The following is a 17,710-nucleotide window of genomic DNA, read 5'->3' as shown; positions in this document are numbered from 1 at the left end:
GGTCGCTGGATGTCCGAGGAGCGTAGGAAGTCCGGAAGTCGTCTTTGAGTGGCACGGTGTCACGCATGCCACCGGGCGGCGTGCCACGGTGTCACCCTCGCGAAGGTCCATGTTTCACCGCCGTTTTCGCAGGTCGTGATGTGTTTCAGCCCTGTTGCGCGTCGTGTGCGAGGAGTGCGATGTGCACCGATGCGGCCTGCTCGAAGTCGTCGAGGTCGACGCCGAGCCGGCCCTGTATGGCCTCGAGTCGCCGGTAGAGCGCGGGCCGGGAGACATGGTGGAGCTGTGCGGTGCGGGACTTGTTGCGGCCGGTGGCGAGATAGGTGCGCAGCACCGAGAGGAGGTCGTCGCCGTCCGGGCACAGCAGCCCGTCCAACTCCCGTTCCGCGAACGACTGCACCTGCGGGTCGTCCCGCAACAGCCGTATCAGGCCCCGCAGATGGACGTCCCTCAGGCGTACGACTGCCGGGAGGTCGAGGGCGGCCGAGGAGTCCGCGACCGCCTCCGCGACATGCTGTGCCTCGCGCAGTCCCGTCGGCACGTCGTCCCAGGCGGTCCGCGGATCGGCGGCGGCCACGACCGTCCGGGCGGCCTCCGAGCGCACCCGGGCCGCGAAGTTCGCCACGAGCACCGAGGCGTCCTGGTCCCGGGCCAGGCTCAGCAGCACGGCCGTGGCGCCGTCGGCGAGTTCGGCGACCAGGCCGGAGAGCCCCACCAGGCGCAGCACGCGCTCCAGTTGGGCGGGTTCGCCGTCGTGCACGACCAGCGGCACGAAGGTGCGCCGGTTGACCGGCAGTCCGGCGGCACGCGCGCGTGGCAGCAGCTGACGGGCCGGTACGACCCCGCTGACCAGGTCGGTCAGGAGGCTCTGCGCCGACTGCTCCTCCCAGGTGTGGGCCGAGGTGCCGCCGAGCATGCGGTGCAGCACCAGGGCCTCGGCGGCGCGGTCGGCGAGCAGCCGACCGGTGGCGGTGTCGCCGCGGTAGCCGCACAGCATGATCTCGCCCCAGCGCTCACCGCGCCCGCCGAGCTCGGCGCGGATCCAGCCGTCGCCCTCGCTGCCGCCGGCCTGCCGGGCGATGCGCTCCCAGTCGCGCAGCACGTCGTCCACGGCGGGCCGCTCCCCCGCCGTGGCGAGGACGCGATGGGCGAGGTTGGTGACGACGACCGGGCAGGCGCTGTGCTGGGCGACCTCGTCGAGCAGCCGCTGCAGCGGGGCGCCCGCGGTGATGAGCCCGGTCAGGGCCGTGCGGACGGACTCCGAGAGGCTGACGGCGGCGAACTTGCGCCGCACCAGCCGGGCCTGCACCTCCTCCGTCAACTCCGCGAAGGGGAAGGGCCGGTGGAGGACGACCATGGGCAGCCCGCACCGCTCGGCGGCCCGGCGCATCACCTCCGGCGCGGCGGGGAAGGCCCGCCCGAGGCCGAGCACGACGGCCGCGGCCTCCGCGCGGTGCAGCGAGCGGATGTACTCGGCCTGCTTCTCCTCGTCGCCGACCAGCAGCACGCCGGTGGTGAGCACCATCTCGCCACCGGTGAGCATCACGCCCACGTCGGGCGCCTCGGCGACATGCACCCAGCGCACCGGACGGTCGAGCTGGCCCGCGCCCGCCACCACCTCGGGCTCCCCGGCGAGCACGCGCTCCAGGGTCAGCACCTGGCGCACCGACAGGGCGGGTTCGAGGGTCCCGAAGGTGGTGGTCATGGCCGTCTTCCCTTGCTCAGTGCACTGCTACGACAGGCTCCTCAGAGCGCGCTCCAGGATCGCGGCGCCCTCCTCGGCCTCCGTGACCGTGAGGGACAGCGGCGGGGCGATGCGCAGGGCGCTGGTGTTGTGGCCGCCGCCCTTGCCGATGAGCAGCCCGTCCGCGCGGGTCGCCTCCAGGACGGCGCTCGCAGCGTCCGGATCGGCCTCGTCGGTCCCCGGTTTGACCAGTTCGACGCCGAGCATCAGGCCCCGGCCGCGCACCTCCCGTACATGCGGCACCTGCGCGGCGACGGCCCGCAGCCGCTCCAGGAGCAGCCCGCCGACGCGCCGGGCGTTGCCCTGGAGGTCGTGTTCCAGCAGGTACGAGAGGTTGGCGAGGCCCGCCGCCATGGTGATCTGGGTGCCGCCGAACGTCGAAATGCTGTTGGCGTCCAGGCAGTTCATGATCTCGGCGCGGGCGACGACACCGCCGATGGAGCTGCCGTTGCCGATGCCCTTGGCGAAGGTGAGCAGGTCCGGCGGACCGTTCTGGGCGTGCGCCTGCCAGCCCCAGAAGTGGTCGCCGGTGCGGCCCCAGCCGGTCTGCACCTCGTCGGCGATCCACAGGATGCCGCGCTCGGCGAGCACCTCGCGGAAGGCGGCGTAGAGGCCGTCCGGCGGCGAGGTGAAGCCGCCGACGCCCTGGATGGGCTCGGCGATCAGGGCCGCGGGCGGGCGGGTGTGGCCGAGCAGGTCCTTCAGGTCCTCGACGCAGGCGGCGATGAACTCCTCGTCGCCGAGGGAGGCGTACGGGCCGCGGGTGCGGACGCCGCCGTGGACGTAGAGGGTCTGCAGCGGGGACAGCGAGGTCGGGGACCAGCCGCGGTTGCCGGTGATGCCGACGGCGCTGAAGGAGCGGCCGTGGTAGCTGTTGCGCATCGCCAGCAGGGTGTTGCTGCGCCGGTAGGTGGTGGCGAGCAGCAGGGCGGTGTCGTTGGCCTCGGTGCCGGAGGTGGTGAAGAAGACCCGGGCGTCCGGGATGCCGCTCAACTGGGCGATGCGCTCGGCGAGTTCGACCATGGGGCGGTTGAGGTAGAGCGTGGAGGAGTGCAGGATGCGCCCGGCCTGCTCGCTCATCGCCTTGGTGACCTCGGGCAGCGCGTGCGCCGTCATCGTCGTCAGGATGCCGCCGAAGAAGTCGAGGTACTTGTTGCCGTCCGCGTCCCAGACGTGCCGGCCCTCGCCGTGCGTGATCTCCAGCGGGTCCTCGTAGTAGAGGGCGAGCCAGTCGGGCAGGACCGAACGGTGGCGTGCGTACAGGTCGCTCACGGCTGCACCAGCCCCTCGTAGGCGTCGGGTCGTCGGTCGCGGTAGAACGCCCACTGCTGCCGGACCTCCTCGATGACGTCGAAGTCGAGGTCGCGGACCACGAGTTCCTCCTTGCTGTCGCTGGCGACGTCGCCGACGAACTGTCCGCGCGGGTCGACGAAGTACGACGTGCCGTAGAAGTCGTTGTCGCCGTACTCCTCCTGGCCGACGCGGTTGATCGCGGCGATGAAGTACTCGTTGGCGACGGCCGCGGCCGGCTGCTCCAGCTTCCAGAGGTAGGAGGACAGACCGCGGTGGGTGGCCGACGGGTTGTACACCAACTGGGCGCCGCCGAGGCCGAGTTGCCGCCAGCCCTCCGGGAAGTGGCGGTCGTAGCAGATGTAGACGCCGATCCTGCCGACGGCGGTCTCGAAGACCGGCCAGCCGGCGTTGCCGGGCTTGAAGTAGTACTTCTCCCAGAAGCCCTTGACCTGCGGGATGTGGTGCTTGCGGTACTTGCCGAGGAAGGTGCCGTCGGCGTCGATCACGGCGGCGGTGTTGTAGTAGAAGCCGGACTGCTCGACCTCGAAGACCGGCACCACGATCACCATGCGGGTCTCGCGGGCGAGTTCCTGCATCCGGCTCACGGTGGGGCCGTCGGGCACCGGCTCGGCCCAGCGGTAGTGCTCGGGTTCCTGGACCTGACAGAAGTAGGGGCTGTTGAAGACCTCCTGGAACCCGATGATCTTCGCACCCTGGCGGGCCGCCTCGCGGGCGTGCTCCTCGTGTTTCGCCACCATGGACTCGGTGTCGCCGGTCCAGGTGGCCTGGACCAGAGCGGCACGTACGACGTTGGCCATGAGCTGCTCCTTCGGCGGGTCGTCAGAGCCTCTACGCCCGTAGATACGGCCGTAGAGGGATGAACGTAAGCCTCCGGGAGAGCCTTGCCAAGACCATCGCCGTCAACCCGCGGACTCGATCATGTTTCGCACTCCTGTGGGTGAGCGTCGGGGCCGGTGGGAGGGGTGGACAGGGATGTCAGGGGGCGAATCCGGCGACCCGGAGGGCGTGCACCAGATCCCAGTGTCGCTCCTCCGAGACGCCCTGCGCGGCCTCCAGCAGGAGCGGCACGAGGGTCTGCGGGTCGGGCTCGGCGCTGCGGGCGGCCTCCTCGGGGGTGCGGGCGCGGACGTACGCGTCGAGCAGCACCCGCACCTCGCGGTGGCGCCCCTCGGCGGCCAGGGCCAGGACGGCCCGCCCCGTGTCGGTCGCGGGCCGGGCGACGCCCTGCCGCAGGATCTGCTCGCCGTCGGCGCCGCGCCCGGCCGCGACCAGCGCGTCCGCCACCGCGACCAGCCGGTCCACGGGCAGCGAGACGGTCTCCCACAGCAGCGTCGCCCAGTCGGCGCCGAGCCCGGCGCGCTGCAGCGCGTCGGCGAGCAGGGGGTAGCGGGCGGGCGGCCACTGGGCGGCCTCGGCGAGCAGCATGTGCGCCTCGCCGCTACGGCCCTCGGCCCGCAGCCGTACGAGCCTCACGACGGCCCCGGCGACCTCCCGCTCCCCCTCCGCGTCCACCGCCTCGACCTGCGGCTCCGGCACCGCGGGAACCTCGGCGGCGGCCCCGGCGAACCGGGCACCGCGCGGGGTGCGCCCAGCGGCGCCGCGCTCGACCGGGACCGGGCCCGCCCCGGGCGGCACTACGACGGGAGCGGTGTCCTCCTCGGCCAACCCGGCGAAGCGTGCGCCGCCGCGGCGGCGCTTGCGTTGTTTGGGTTTGGGAGCGGGAGACGGGGTGTCGGTGGGGGGCGGAGGCTGGGGTTCGAGGGAGGCGGGGGGGTCGGGGGGGGGTGGGGGCTGGAGGGCTGGTGTGGGCTCGGGGGCGGCCGGGGACTGGAAGGCGGCTGAGGGCCCAGGGGCGGACGGGGACTGGAAGGCGCTTGGGGGGCCGGGGGCGGCCAGGGGCTGGAAGGCGGCTGAGGGCTCAGGGGCGGGCTGGAAAGTGGCCGAAGATTCCGGGGCGGTCGGCCGAGGGGTGGGGGCGGGCCGTGCCGGGGTGGCGGCGGACTGTGCCGGGGTGACGGCGGGCTGTGGCGGGGTGGCGGCGGGCTGTGCCGGGGTGACGGCGGGCTGTGGCGGGGTGGGGGCGGACTGTGCCGGGGTGGCGGCGGGTCCGGGGCCGTGTTCCGGGGTGGTGGTGTGGGGCTGGCCGGGGGCCGGTGGACGCGTCGGCCCCCGGTCGGGCCGGACGTGGGAACGCCGGTTCAACTCGGCCATTCGGTGCCGGAGTTCGGCGCAGCGGGCGGTGGCACGTTCGTGGTCGTCGTGGGCCCAGGCGAGGTCGAGGCGGAGGGTGTCGGACTCCTGCCGGGTGGTGGCGGCGGTGAGCAACCGGCTCAGCTGCGCCTGGCGTTCGGCGGCGTAGCGCTGTTCGCGGAGCATCACGTCCAGCCGGTCGCCGAGGGCTTCCCGGCCCCCGGGGCGGTCGTCGTACGCGGTCATCGCGGCGGCGTGCAGGGGGCGGGCCCGTTCCTGTTCCCCGGTCGCGGCCCGCGGACCGTACACCGTGGCGAAGTCCTGCAGCAGCGCCTCCACCACGTCCCAGGGCGGCATCTCCCGCCCGTCGAGGCAGGCCCGCATACCGTCGGGGTCGCGCTGCCAGAACACGGCGCACCAGCCGCCGCCCTGGTCGAGGCGCGCCAGCAGGTCGTTCAGGTAGTTCGCGAACTCCCGTACCCGGCCCGGGAGTTGTTCCACAGCCATCGCTCGACTCCCGCCTGACCGGAGTGCTCCGCTCCCGTAGGCAACACCAATCGTGTTACGGGGGTGCTACGGGGAGTTTTCGAGCGGCGTGCGGACGCGTCGGTCTCACACGGGCAGCAGCGCGCACCGCTCGACCAGATCGTCCATCGACAGGCCGAGCGCGCGGGCGAGGGCGGCGACGGTGAAGAAGGCCGGGGTCGGGGCCCGCCCGGTCTCGATCTTGCGGAGCGTCTCCGCGGAGATGCCTGCCTGCGCGGCCACGTCCGTCATGCTCCGGGCGCCACGCGCCTCACGGAGTATCCGGCCGAGCCGCTCGCCGCGTTCACGCTCTTCGGGGGTGAGAGGGGTGCGCACCATGCCGTCATTCTAAGCCGGGATTTCAACCCGGTCGAACAAGCCGGTATATTAATTGGCATGGTGGAACTGAAGACAGATACATCGATCGACGCCATGTACGAAGCGGGGCAGGTGGTCGGACGGGCCCTGACGGCCGTGCGGCACGCCGCCGACGTGGGCGTTTCCCTGCTGGAGCTGGACGAGGTGGCCCGCGGGGTGCTGCGCGGAGCCGGTGCCTCCTCCCCCTTCCTCGGCTACCGCCCCTCCTTCGCCCCGGTCCCCTTCCCCGCCGTCATCTGCGCCTCCGTGAACGACGCGATCGTGCACGGCATCCCGACCCGCTACCGGCTGCGCGACGGCGACCTGGTCTCCATCGACTGCGGTGCCGAACTGAACGGCTGGGTCGGCGACTCCGCGCTCAGCTTCGTCGTGGGCGAGCCGGACCCGGCCGACGTACGGCTGGTCGAGACGGCCGAGCGCGCCCTGGCGGCGGGCATCGCGGCGGCGGTCGTCGGCAACCGCGTCGGGGACATCGCGCACGCGATCGGCACGGTGTGCCGGGACGGCGGATACGGCATCCCCCAGGACTTCGGCGGGCACGGCGTGGGCCGCGCCATGCACGAGGACCCGGGGGTGCCGAACGAGGGGCGCCCGGGCCGCGGCTTCCCCCTGCGCCACGGCATGGTCATCGCCATCGAGCCGATGCTGATCGGCGGCGGAAAGGACGACTACCACGCAGCGGCCGACGGCTGGACCCTCCGCACCAACGACGGCTCCCGCGCAGCCCACGCCGAACACACGGTCGCAATCACAAACGCCGGACCACGGATCTTGACCGAACGGCAGCCGATGGGTTGAGACGGGGTAAACGTGCCCCCGTCCCATCCGCGTGCGAAGGTGGTGTGAACCGGGCCCTGTCGGGGCACTCGCACGGGCCGGAACGTCGATCAGTGAGCGCGTCCCGGGCCGCCTGTCGGGACGCCGGAACGGAAGGCCATGACCAGCGGCTTCAGTGGTCCTGAGGGCTACGACCCCTTCGGAGAATTCCTCGCCCGCTTCTTCGGCGGCCCCCGCCCGGGGCCGCGTCAGATCGACATCGGGAGGCTGCTCAGTCAACCCGCACGGGAGCTGGTCCGCGGGGCCGCGCAGTACGCCGCCGAGCACGGCAGCCGGGACCTCGACACCCAGCACCTGCTGCGGGCCGCGCTGGCCGCCGAGCCGACCCGGAGCCTGCTCAGCCGGGCCGGCGCCGACCCCGACTCACTGGCGACGGAGATCGACGAGCGCTCCGGCCCGGCCCAGCACACCGCCGAGGAGGCACCCCCGCCCACCTCGCTCTCCCTCACCCCCGCGGTCAAGCGCGCCCTGCTCGACGCGCACGACATGGCGCGGGCCAGCGGCGCCGGTTACATCGGCCCCGAGCATGTGCTCAGCGCCCTCGCCGCGAACCCCGACTCGGCCGCGGGCCACATCCTCAACTCGGCCCGTTTCGCACCGACCGGACCACAGCCCGAGGCCCCGGAGACCGGCCAGAGCCGTGGCGAGCAGACGCGTACCACGGGTACGCCCACCCTCGACAAGTACGGCCGCGACCTCACCGACCTGGCCCGGCAGGGCCGTATCGACCCGGTGATCGGACGCGACGAGGAGATCGAGCAGACGATCGAGGTCCTGTCGCGGCGCGGCAAGAACAACCCGGTGCTCATCGGTGACGCGGGCGTCGGCAAGACCGCCATCGTGGAGGGCCTCGCCCAGCGGATCGCCGACGGTGACGTGCCCGACGTGCTGATCGGACGGCGGGTCGTCGCCCTCGACCTCACCGGCGTCGTCGCCGGCACCCGTTACCGGGGCGACTTCGAGGAGCGCCTGAACAACATCGTCGACGAGATCCGGTCCCACTCCGACCAGTTGATCGTCTTCATCGACGAGGTGCACACCGTCGTCGGCGCCGGGAGCGGCGGCGAGAGCGGCGGCGCCATGGACGCGGGCAACATCCTCAAGCCGGCGCTGGCCCGCGGCGAACTGCACATCGTCGGCGCCACGACCCTGGAGGAGTACCGCCGCATCGAGAAGGACGCTGCCCTCGCCCGCCGCTTCCAGCCGATCCTGGTGCCCGAGCCGTCCGTGCCGGACACGATCGAGATCCTGCGCGGGCTGCGCGACCGCTACGAGGCGCACCACCAGGTCCGCTACACCGACGAGGCCCTGGTCGCCGCCGTGGAGCTGTCCGACCGCTATCTCACCGACCGCCGGCTGCCCGACAAGGCCATCGACCTGATCGACCAGGCGGGCGCCAGGGTGCGGCTGCGGGCGCGCACCAAGGGCACGGACGTACGCGCCCTGGAGCGTGAGATCGAGCAGCTGACCTGCGACAAGGACCAGTCGGTCGCCGACGAGCAGTACGAGCGGGCGATGCAACTACGCGACCGTATCGCCGAGTTGAAGCAGCGCATCGCCGACACCGGCGGCGGGGTCAAGGCCGACGAGGGACAGCTGGAGGTGACCGCCGAGGCGATCGCCGAGGTCGTCTCCCGGCAGACGGGCATCCCGGTCAGCAGCCTCACCCAGGAGGAGAAGGAGAAGCTGCTCGGCCTGGAGGAGCATCTGCACGAGCGGGTCGTCGGACAGGAGGAGGCCGTCAGCGTGGTCTCCGAGGCGATCCTGCGCTCCCGTGCCGGGCTCGCAAGTCCGGACCGGCCGATCGGCAGCTTCCTCTTCCTCGGGCCGACCGGCGTCGGCAAGACGGAACTGGCCCGCGCCCTCGCCGAGGCCCTGTTCGGCAGCGAGGAGCGCATGATCCGCCTGGACATGAGCGAGTACCAGGAACGGCACACCGTCAGCCGGCTGGTCGGCGCCCCGCCCGGATACGTCGGCCACGAGGAGGCGGGCCAGCTGACCGAGGTCGTACGCCGCCACCCGTACTCGCTGCTCCTGCTCGACGAGGTGGAGAAGGCGCACCCGGACGTCTTCAACATCCTGCTGCAGGTGCTCGACGACGGACGGCTGACCGACTCCCAGGGCCGCACGGTCGACTTCACCAACACGGTCATCGTGATGACCAGCAACCTCGGCTCCGAGGCGATCGGCCGCAGCGGCGCCGGCATCGGCTTCGGGCCGGGCGACGCGGACGCCGACGAGGAGGCACGCCGCGAGCGGATCCTGCGCCCGCTGCGCGAGCACTTCCGCCCGGAGTTCCTCAACCGCATCGACGAGACGGTCGTCTTCCGCCGTCTGACGGGCGATCAACTCCGCCGGATCACCAACCTCCTGCTGGAGAAGACCCGCCGGCTGACGCACGCGCAGGGCATCACGGTCGCGTTCACCGACGCGGCGGTCGACTGGCTCGCCGAACGCGGCTACCAGCCCGAGTACGGCGCCCGCCCCCTACGCCGCACCATCCAACGCGAGGTCGACAACCAGCTCTCCCGCCTCCTGCTCAACGGCCGGATCCAGGAGGGCGGCCGAGTGACGGTGGACGTGACCGACGGCCACTTGGAGTTCCGTACGGACGAGCACCCTTAGGGGCGCGGGGAACTGCGCGACCAGCCCCCACGCACCCGCAGACGGCCACGTCACGGCGCAGGAACGACCACCTGCGCCGACCCGCCCCCACGCCGCACCTTCTCAGCGGCGGCCAGCCACTTCCCACCCGGCAGCCGCTGCACTCCGGTGGCCGCGCCGATCTCGGGGTTCAGGCTGAACGAGTGCCCGATGGCCTCCAGTTGAGCCCTGAGACCGGAGGCACCGGTGTCGTTGTACAACGCCGGCTCCATCTCCGTCTTCGCGGCATTCCGCTGACTCACCCGCGGCGCCGCGATCGCGTCCACGAGCGGCAGATGACGGTCCAGGAACCCGGTGAGGGTCTGCAGCACCGTAGTGATGATGGTCGCCCCACCGGGCGAACCCACCGCCACCACGGGCCTGTTGTGCTGGTCGAGCACGATCGTCGGCGAGATCGACGACCGGGGCCGCTTGCCCGGCCCCGGCAGGTTCGGGTCGTGCACGGCCGGGTTCGCCGGGGTGAAGGAGAAGTCCGTCAGCTCGTTGTTGAGCAGGAACCCGCGGCCCGGCACGGTGATCGCGCTGCCGCCGGTCTGCTCGATGGTGAGCGTGTAGGAGACGACGTTCCCCCACTTGTCGGCCACCGTCAGATGGGTCGTGTTCTCGCCCTCGTACGTCGTCGGAGCCGCCGTACCGCCGGCGGCACACGCCTGCGGATGCCGCGGATCGCCGGGCGCCACCGGGCTGGTGAGCACCGCGTCGTCCTTGATCAGGCAGGCCCGCGAGTCGGCGAACCGCTGGGACAGCAGGCCCTTCGTCGGTACGTCCTCGAAGGCGGGGTCGCCCACCCAGCGCCCGCGGTCCGCGAACGCGATCCGGCTCGCCTCGATGTAGTGGTGCAGGTACTGGACCTCGCTCGCCTTCGAAAGGTCCGTCTTCTCAAGGATGTTGAGCGCCTCGCCGACGGTGGTGCCGCCGGAGGAGGAGGGCGCGATGGAGTAGACGCCGAGGCCGCGGTACGAGGTCCTCGTGGGCGCCTGCAGTTTGGCGCGGTAGGCCGCGAGGTCCTTCCGGGAGAGCTTGCCGGGGCGGGCGTTCCAGCCCGAGGCGGGGTCGACCGGCGGCTTGTTCACGGTGCGGACGATGTCCCTGCCGAGGTCGCCGTGGTAGATCGCCCCGACGCCCTTCCTGGCCAACTCCTCGTAGGTGCGGGCGAGTTCGGGGTTCTTGAAGGTGGAGCCCACCTCCGGGAGCCGTCCGCCCGGCAGGAACAGCTTCGCCGTGTCCGGGAAGTAGCGGAAGCGCGTCTCGTTCGAGGCGGTCTGCGAGCGGAAGGTGTCGTCGACGGTGAAGCCGTCGCGGGCGATGCGCTCGGCGGGCTTGAGCACCGTCCCGAGTCTTCTGCTCCCCCACTGGTCGAGCGCGGTCTGCCAGGTGGCGGGCGAGCCGGGCGTGCCCACGCTCAGCCCGCTGCTGACGGCGTCGGCGAAGGCGAGCGGCTTGCCGTTCTCCACGAAGAGGTCCGAGTCGGCGCTCAGCGGCGCGGTCTCGCGGCCGTCGATGGTGTGCACCGTACGGGACTTGGCGTCGTAGTAGACGAAGTAGCCCCCGCCTCCGATGCCGGAGGAGTAGGGCTCGGTGACGCCGAGGGCGGCGGCCGTGGCGACGGCCGCGTCGACCGCGTTGCCGCCCTTCTTCAGGACCTCGATGCCCGCGGCGGAGGCGTCGGCGTCGACGCTGGCGACCGCGCCGCCGTAGCCGACGGCGACCGGGACTTTCGCAGGGGTGCCGCTCGCCGGCGCGGAGGGCGGCGCCGCCGCTCCCACCGACACCACGGCGGCAGAGACCGCCAGGACCGACAGTTTCCGTGCCACAGGACGACGCATGCGCACCTCCGGTGAGGGACCGTCCGCGCAGCTTAATCCAACGACATGCTCTCGTCAGGAACGACTCGAACAACGGTTTCCCCGGGCCCGCTACCATGCGCGCCCATGACTGACGACGTACGCAACATCGTCCTGGGCGTGGTGGCCGCCGGCCTGTCCGCCGCGCTCGGCTGGCTGGCCCGCACCTATCTGTGGAAGCGGAAGCTGCGCCGCAAGCAGGCGTTCTTCGGGCTGCCGGACAACTCCGAGTCGCTGCTGGTGGTGAACCGTGGCGCCGGCGGGCCCGAACTGACGGTGATGCGCTATGACGTGTTCGCACTCCTCGAACTCGCGGCCCTGATCAAGGACTGCAACGCCCACGCCCAGATACTCCCGCACGACTCGGCCCGCCAGGGCTTCGGCGAGCGCACCGAGTTCTGTGTGGGCGGCCCCGCGTCCAACCGGCGCATGGTGGCGCATCTGGCCTCCATGCTCCCGGGGGTGCGGGTGAACATGGATGCCGAACCCGGCCCCGACCGGGGCGCCTTCCAGGTCGGCACCGAGCGCTACCGGGTGGAGCCGGGCCGGGAGGAGTACGCCCTCCTCGCACGGCTCACCGCCGGCCAGAGCCCCAACAACCGCCCCGTCTTCCTCTTCTGCGGCCAGACCGCCATCACCAACCAGGCCGCCACCCGCTATCTGGCCCGCAACCACGAACGCCTCGCCCGCAAGCACGGCAACAGCTCCTTCGTCGTCCTGCTGAAGGTCGTCAACTCGCAGGCGTACGGTCCGGACGTGGTGGAGCTGGTGGCGGACGTGACGCGTGCGGCGCAGACGGAGTTGCCCGCGAGCAGCACGGCTGCGCGCAATGCGCACCGCGCGTCCTGAGGTCCGACACATTTCAACAATCGTTACTGGCACGTAACTTACCGACGGGTTACTTCCAGTAAGGGCCCGAGGTTACCGTCTGGTCACTTTGCACTTACACGAGTGAGGAGTGGCCCGTGGGACACACGCGCAAGGCCCTGCGTACGACCGCCGTGGGCGCCGTGTCGGCGACGCTGATCTCCGGCAGCGCCCTCGGGCTCGCCCCCACCGCACACGCCGCGGACGGCATCCGCTTCGTCGACATCACCGGCGACGGCGGCACCGTCCTCAAGGCGAACGTCATCACGCCCGCGGGCGCCGACAGCACCCACCGCCACCCGCTGCTCGTGCTCCCCACGAGCTGGGGCCTGCCCCAGGCCGAGTACCTCGCACAGGCCCAGAAGCTCGCGAACTCCGGCTACGTCGTGGTCAGTTACAACGTCCGCGGCTTCTGGCAGTCCGGCGGGGAGATAGAGGTGGCGGGACCGCCCGACATAGCGGACGCCTCCAAGGTCATCGACTGGGCGCTCGCCAACACCCCGGCCGACTCACGGCACATCGGCATGGCAGGGGTCTCCTACGGCGCCGGCATCAGCCTGCTCGCCGCCGCGCACGACAAGCGGATCAAGGCGGTCGCGGCGCTCAGCGGCTGGGCCGACCTGATCGGCTCGATCTACTCGGGCCGCACCCAGCACGTCCAGGCCGCCGCACTGCTGGACGGCGCGAGCCTGGTCACCGGCCGCCAGGCCCCCGAGGTCCGCCAGGTCTTCAACGACTTCTACGCGTCGAACCTGGCGAAGGAACAAGACCTCATCAACTGGGGGAAGAAACGTTCGCCCGCAACATACGTGGATCAACTCAACCAGAACGGCGCCGCGGTCATGATGGCCAACGCCTGGGGCGACACGATCTTCCCGCCCAACCAGTACGCGGACTTCTACGAGAAGCTGAAGGGCCCGAAGCGGCTGGAACTGCGCCCCGGCGACCACGCGACCGCCGAGCTCACCGGACTGCTCGGACTGCCCAACGACGTGTGGACCGACACCGGTCGCTGGTTCGACCACTACCTCAAGGGCGTCGACAACGGCGTCGACCGGGAGCAGCCGGTCCGGCTCACGTCCCGTTCCACGGGCGGCTACGAGGGCTATCCGGACTGGAAGTCTGTGGCCGCGACCGAACGGAAGATCGCCCTCGGCGGCACCACCACGATCCACACGAACGTCGACTCGGGCGCGGACGGCGGGATCGTGTTCCTGTCCAGCATCCTCGACCAGGTGGCCAAGCTGCCCCCGGTCGCCTCGATCCCCCTGCTCCCCCGCCGCTGGGCCGCCGTGTGGCAGTCGCAGAAGTACGGCACGGTCCAGCAGATCCGCGGTACGGCGAGGCTGCACACCACGGTCACTCCGACCAAGGAGAGCGGCACCCTCGTCGCCTACCTGTACGACGTGGGGCCGCTCGGCCTCGGCAAGCTGGTCAGCAACGCGCCGTACACCTTCCACGGACTCACGCCCGGAAAGCCGTTCGGCCTCGACCTGGAGCTGTTCTCCACGGCCTACGACGTCCCGGCAGGGCACCGGCTGGCCCTGGTCGTCGACACGGTCGACCCGCTCTACATCGAGCACAACCCGTCCGGCGCCCGGCTGACCTTCTCCTCACCGGCAGACGACCCGTCGTACGTGTCGATTCCGCTGCGCGAGCAGTGATCTCCGGCCGGTACCGGGCGGGTATGGCTCTTCGGCTCAGTGCTTGAGGATCCTCATGCCATCACGGGGTGGTCGGCCGGCGGGCCCTGCGGGGCCCAGAAGCCGGCGGGAACACTGGTCGGCGCATACAGCTCCCCCCGTAGTACTTGTTGACGTCATGGAGTTCGATCAACGGATCGACGGCCATACGCAGCCCTACCCACTCTCAGCTGTGTCGTCCTGGCCGCAAAAACTATCCGGACAATGGATCACTTAAGGCACGACACGCACTTTTCGGGCATTAGCCGTATTTACGTCGATCTTAGGTCCATGGCGTCACACCTCCGCGACCTCGCCGTACAGCTGCGAGAGCTCCGGCACCCCGCTGGCGGCCCACTCGTGCCCCGAGGCCACGACATCGAACTCGCGGCCGGAGGCGAGCCGTACGACCGGCTGGCCGCTCGGCCAGATCGCCCAGGCGGCACCGGGCACCGTGCGCACGAGGACGGTGCCCAGATACAGACCGGCGTCGTTGCCGAGCCAGTGCAGCACCTCCTCGTCGTCGCGCCAGCGCGGCAGCAGCTGATCGAGTGCCTCCAACGAGCGGGCAGAGTCGTCGAGTTGGACGCCCTCCCGGGACGCCTGGGAGCGGAGCAGCTCGCACTCGGCGAGAAGTTCGGCGATGCCCTCCGGGTCGGGAACGCCGTGCTTCTCATTCGGGTGGCCCAGAAAAGGGATCTTCATACACCCAGCGTGTCATTCGCACCGGCGTGCGCACCACAGGCGCGCGGGCGCTCCCTTCTGGGCGATCCCGTGCCGGTGCTCAGACGTCCAGGTCCACCACGACCGGCGCGTGGTCGGAGGCGCCCTTGCCCTTGCGCTCCTCGCGGTCGACGTAGGAGTCGGTGACGGCCTTCGCGAACGGTTCGTTGCCGTAGACGAGGTCGATGCGCATGCCGCGGTTCTTGGGGAAGCAGAGCTGGCGGTAGTCCCAGTACGTGAAGGGGTGGTCGTACTTGAGGGGCCGCGGGACGACGTCCGAGAGGCCCGTCTCGCGCAGGGACGCGAGCGCGGCGCGCTCGGCGGGAGTGACATGGGTGAGGCCCTCGAAGGCGGCCACGTCGTAGACGTCGTCGTCCGTCGGCGCCACGTTGTAGTCGCCCATCACCGCGAACGGGCGGCTGCCGGCCGCGTCGCCCGCGACGGCCGCCTTGAGGGCCTCGAACCACTGGAGCTTGTAGGCGTAGTGCGGGTGGTCCACCTCGCGGCCGTTGGGCACGTACACCGACCAGACGCGGACCGGGCCGCAGGTCGCGGAGACGGCGCGGGGCTCCTCGACGCCCTCGTACCCCGGGTCGCCGGGCAGGCCCTTGACGACGTCCTCCAGGCCGACGCGGGAGAGCACCGCCACGCCGTTCCACCTGCCCGTCGCGTTCACCGCCGCCTCGTAGCCCACTTCGCGCAGCTGGTCGAAGGGGAACTGCGCCTCGGCGACTTTGGCCTCCTGGAGGCAGAGCACGTCCGTGTTGCTGCTCTCCAGCCAGGCCAGGAGCCTCGGCAGGCGGGCGGTGATCGAGTTCACGTTCCAGGTCGCGATGCGCATGCCCCACAACCTACCGGGCGGGTCTGACACCGCGGTCCCGCCCGGTGCCGGTCAGACCTCGGCCGAGGAACCGGGGGCGAGCCGCAGGTGCTCGGCGCCGCCCAGGGCGCCGATCTGGCGGTCGTAGATCGGGCGGGCGAGGTCGGTGAGCAGGGCGTCGTGGATGTCGTAGGCGCGCTGCGGTGCGACCTCGCGGACGTAGTCGATGACCTCGGAGATCTTGCTCCAGGGGGCCATCACCGGGAGCATCAGCGTCTCGACCGGGTGGTCGGGGACGGTGAGGGCGTCGCCGGGGTGGAAGACGCTGCCGCCGTCGACGAGATAGCCGACGTTGGTGATGCGCGGGATGTCCGGGTGGATGACGGCGTGCAGCTCGCCGTGGACCTGTACGTCGAAGCCCGCGGCCGTGAACGTGTCGCCGTGCCCGACGGTGTGCACACGGCCCGGGAAGGCGGCCGAGAGCTGGTCGGCGACGGACTTGAGGGTCCAGATCCCGGCGGCCGGGTTGGCCTCCATGGCGGCCCGCAGCCGCCCCTCGTCGAAGTGGTCCGCGTGCTCGTGCGTGACGAGGATCGCGTCGGCGCCGGCCGCGGCGTCCTGCTCGCTGAAACCGCCGGGATCGAGGACGAGCACGCGCCCGTCCTTCTCGAGACGGACGCAGCTGTGCGACTTCTTCGTGAGCTTCATGACCCCCATCCTGCCCCCGCGCGCGTCACTCCGTGGGAGTCGTCTCCTCTCTTATGACCTGCTGGGCGATCCCGAACGCGCGGTCGGCCGCCGGCATGCCGCAGTAGACGGCGACCTGGAGCAGCACTTCCTTGATCTCCGAGGGGGTCAGGCCGTTGCGCAGGGCGGCGCGGATGTGGGGGGCGAGCTGGTCCGTGTGGCCGCCCGCGATCAGGGCGGTGAGGGTCACACAGCTGCGTGAGCGCCGGTCGAGGCCCGGGCGGTCCCAGATCTCGCCCCACGCGTACCGGGTGACGAACTCCTGGAAGTCCGTGGAGAACTCGTCCGCCTGCCCCAGCGTCCGGTCGACGTGCGCGTCACCGAGCACCTCGCGGCGCACCTTGATCCCGGCGTCGTACGGATCGGGCCGTCCCGTCGACTGCCCGGGCGCCGCGACCGGGGCCGCGATCTCGGCGACGGGTGCGGGCTGCCGCGGCGACGCGGGCCGCGTGGGCGGGGTCAGCACCGGCTTGACCGGCGCGGCGGGGATGGCCATCTGGCCGGTGGTCGAGTCGAACGCGGGTCTCCAGGGGGAGGAGAAGTGCCGCACCAGCAGGTCGGTGACGGCCGCGGGCTGCTCGACCGGCACCAGATGGGAGGCGCCGGGGACCACGGCGAGCCGGGCGTCGGGGATGCCGGCGACCAGGGTGCGCGCCTCGGCCGGACCGGTGACCCGGTCCTCGGAACCGACCAGGACGAGCGTCGGCACCCCAACTCCGCCCAGTTCGGACCGTACGTCGAAGGAGGCCAGTGCCTCGCAGGCGGCGATGTAGCAGCCGGGGTCCGTGGTGCGCACCATCTGCACGGCCCACTCGGTGATCGCGGGCTGTGCGGAGGCGAAGCCGTGGGTGAACCAGCGGTCGGGGGAGGTACGGGCGATCGGGTCGAGCCCGTTGGTCCGCACGATCACACCGCGCTGGCGGAACTCGTCCGCCGTCCCGAACCGGGGCGAGGCGGCGATCAGCGTGAGCGAGGCGATCCGCTCGGGGTGGCGCAGCGCCAGTTCGAGGCCGATCGCGCCGCCGAACGCACAGCCCGCGTAGCCGAAGCGCTGGATGCCGAGGCCGTCCAGCGTGGCCAGCAGCCGGGAGGTGAGCTCGGTGACCGAGTCCGCCGGGTACGCGGGCGCGCCGCCGTGCCCGGGAAGGTCGAAGCGGAAGACACGCCACTGCTTCGTCAGCTCGGGCACCTGCCGGTCCCACATGTGCCATGTGGTGCCCAGTGAGGGACCGAGGATCAGGACCGGGGCGTCTTCTGGCCCGTCCAGGCGGTATTGCAGGGTGTTCATCGGTGTCTCACTCACCCGCCCGAGCCTCTCATCCGTCATGACAGCGCTTGTGAGCGGGGTCCTGGCTGCAGCCGTCCGCGACCGGGC

General features: G+C 71.5%; 14 protein-coding genes. 4 read left to right on the top strand and 10 right to left on the bottom strand.

What is annotated here, in order from left to right; genetic code table 11:
* Positions 1 to 145 precede the first annotated feature (145 nt).
* From MQN93_RS02335 to MQN93_RS02315, 5 genes are all read right to left on the bottom strand, one after another.
* A complete protein-coding gene (locus MQN93_RS02335) occupies positions 146 to 1,705 on the bottom strand; it encodes a PucR family transcriptional regulator (RefSeq protein ID WP_242708072.1) in 1,560 nt (519 codons plus the stop codon).
* A gap of 27 nt (positions 1,706 to 1,732) precedes the next feature.
* Complete coding sequence (locus MQN93_RS02330; protein ID WP_242708071.1) at positions 1,733 to 3,016, bottom strand: aspartate aminotransferase family protein; 1,284 nt, start codon at positions 3,014 to 3,016, stop codon at positions 1,733 to 1,735.
* The gene (locus tag MQN93_RS02325; RefSeq protein ID WP_016431782.1) at positions 3,013 to 3,855 is read right to left on the bottom strand and encodes a nitrilase-related carbon-nitrogen hydrolase; all 843 of its coding nucleotides are present in this window, start codon (positions 3,853 to 3,855) and stop codon (positions 3,013 to 3,015) included. The genes MQN93_RS02330 and MQN93_RS02325 overlap by 4 nt, the downstream gene beginning before the upstream one ends.
* 178 nt (positions 3,856 to 4,033) lie before the next feature.
* Positions 4,034 to 5,755: a hypothetical protein gene (locus MQN93_RS02320; RefSeq protein WP_242708070.1), complete on the bottom strand. Its 1,722-nt coding sequence runs from the start codon at positions 5,753 to 5,755 to the stop codon at positions 4,034 to 4,036.
* A gap of 105 nt (positions 5,756 to 5,860) precedes the next feature.
* Positions 5,861 to 6,112 carry a helix-turn-helix domain-containing protein gene (locus MQN93_RS02315; RefSeq protein WP_016431784.1) on the bottom strand — a complete coding sequence of 84 codons (252 nt, stop codon included), beginning with the start codon at positions 6,110 to 6,112 and terminating at the stop codon, positions 5,861 to 5,863.
* A 57-nt stretch (positions 6,113 to 6,169) separates the two neighbouring features.
* Here MQN93_RS02315 and map point away from each other — a divergent pair, with 57 nt between their 5' ends.
* Together map and MQN93_RS02305 are read left to right on the top strand one after the other, a co-directional pair.
* Entirely contained in the window at positions 6,170 to 6,949 is a 780-nt protein-coding gene (map, locus tag MQN93_RS02310) for a type I methionyl aminopeptidase (RefSeq protein ID WP_242708069.1), read from the top strand.
* A gap of 138 nt (positions 6,950 to 7,087) precedes the next feature.
* The gene (locus MQN93_RS02305; protein WP_242708068.1) at positions 7,088 to 9,613 is read left to right on the top strand and encodes an ATP-dependent Clp protease ATP-binding subunit; all 2,526 of its coding nucleotides are present in this window, start codon (positions 7,088 to 7,090) and stop codon (positions 9,611 to 9,613) included.
* A 50-nt stretch (positions 9,614 to 9,663) separates the two neighbouring features.
* Here the strand turns inward: MQN93_RS02305 and ggt are convergent, their stop codons facing one another.
* A complete protein-coding gene (gene ggt / locus MQN93_RS02300; protein WP_242708067.1) occupies positions 9,664 to 11,478 on the bottom strand; it encodes a gamma-glutamyltransferase in 1,815 nt (604 codons plus the stop codon).
* Positions 11,479 to 11,583: 105 nt separating this feature from the next.
* On the opposite strand from ggt, the gene MQN93_RS02295 reads away from it, so the two are divergent.
* A complete protein-coding gene (locus MQN93_RS02295; protein WP_242708066.1) occupies positions 11,584 to 12,345 on the top strand; it encodes a hypothetical protein in 762 nt (253 codons plus the stop codon).
* 116 nt (positions 12,346 to 12,461) lie between these two features.
* Complete coding sequence (locus MQN93_RS02290) at positions 12,462 to 14,027, top strand: CocE/NonD family hydrolase (RefSeq protein WP_242708065.1); 1,566 nt, start codon at positions 12,462 to 12,464, stop codon at positions 14,025 to 14,027.
* Positions 14,028 to 14,342: 315 nt separating this feature from the next.
* Here the strand turns inward: MQN93_RS02290 and MQN93_RS02285 are convergent, their stop codons facing one another.
* The 4 genes from MQN93_RS02285 to pcaDC all read right to left on the bottom strand — a co-directional run bounded on the left by MQN93_RS02285 (position 14,343) and on the right by pcaDC (position 17,638).
* Positions 14,343 to 14,750: a DUF6278 family protein gene (locus MQN93_RS02285; protein WP_016431790.1), complete on the bottom strand. Its 408-nt coding sequence runs from the start codon at positions 14,748 to 14,750 to the stop codon at positions 14,343 to 14,345.
* A 79-nt stretch (positions 14,751 to 14,829) separates the two neighbouring features.
* Complete coding sequence (locus MQN93_RS02280) at positions 14,830 to 15,609, bottom strand: exodeoxyribonuclease III (protein ID WP_242708064.1); 780 nt, start codon at positions 15,607 to 15,609, stop codon at positions 14,830 to 14,832.
* A 51-nt stretch (positions 15,610 to 15,660) separates the two neighbouring features.
* Positions 15,661 to 16,296, bottom strand: a complete 636-nt coding sequence (locus MQN93_RS02275) for an MBL fold metallo-hydrolase (RefSeq protein ID WP_016431792.1) — start codon at positions 16,294 to 16,296, stop codon at positions 15,661 to 15,663.
* Positions 16,297 to 16,321: 25 nt separating this feature from the next.
* A complete protein-coding gene (gene pcaDC, locus MQN93_RS02270) occupies positions 16,322 to 17,638 on the bottom strand; it encodes a bifunctional 3-oxoadipate enol-lactonase/4-carboxymuconolactone decarboxylase PcaDC (protein ID WP_242708063.1) in 1,317 nt (438 codons plus the stop codon).
* Between the last annotated feature and the right edge of the window lie 72 nt (positions 17,639 to 17,710).

This window comes from Streptomyces spinosisporus (assembly GCF_022698145.1).
GTDB classification, from domain to species: domain Bacteria; phylum Actinomycetota; class Actinomycetes; order Streptomycetales; family Streptomycetaceae; genus Streptomyces; species Streptomyces spinosisporus.
The sequence above is the reverse complement of the archived record's forward strand: the minus strand, read 5'-3'. Positions and strand labels throughout refer to the sequence as shown.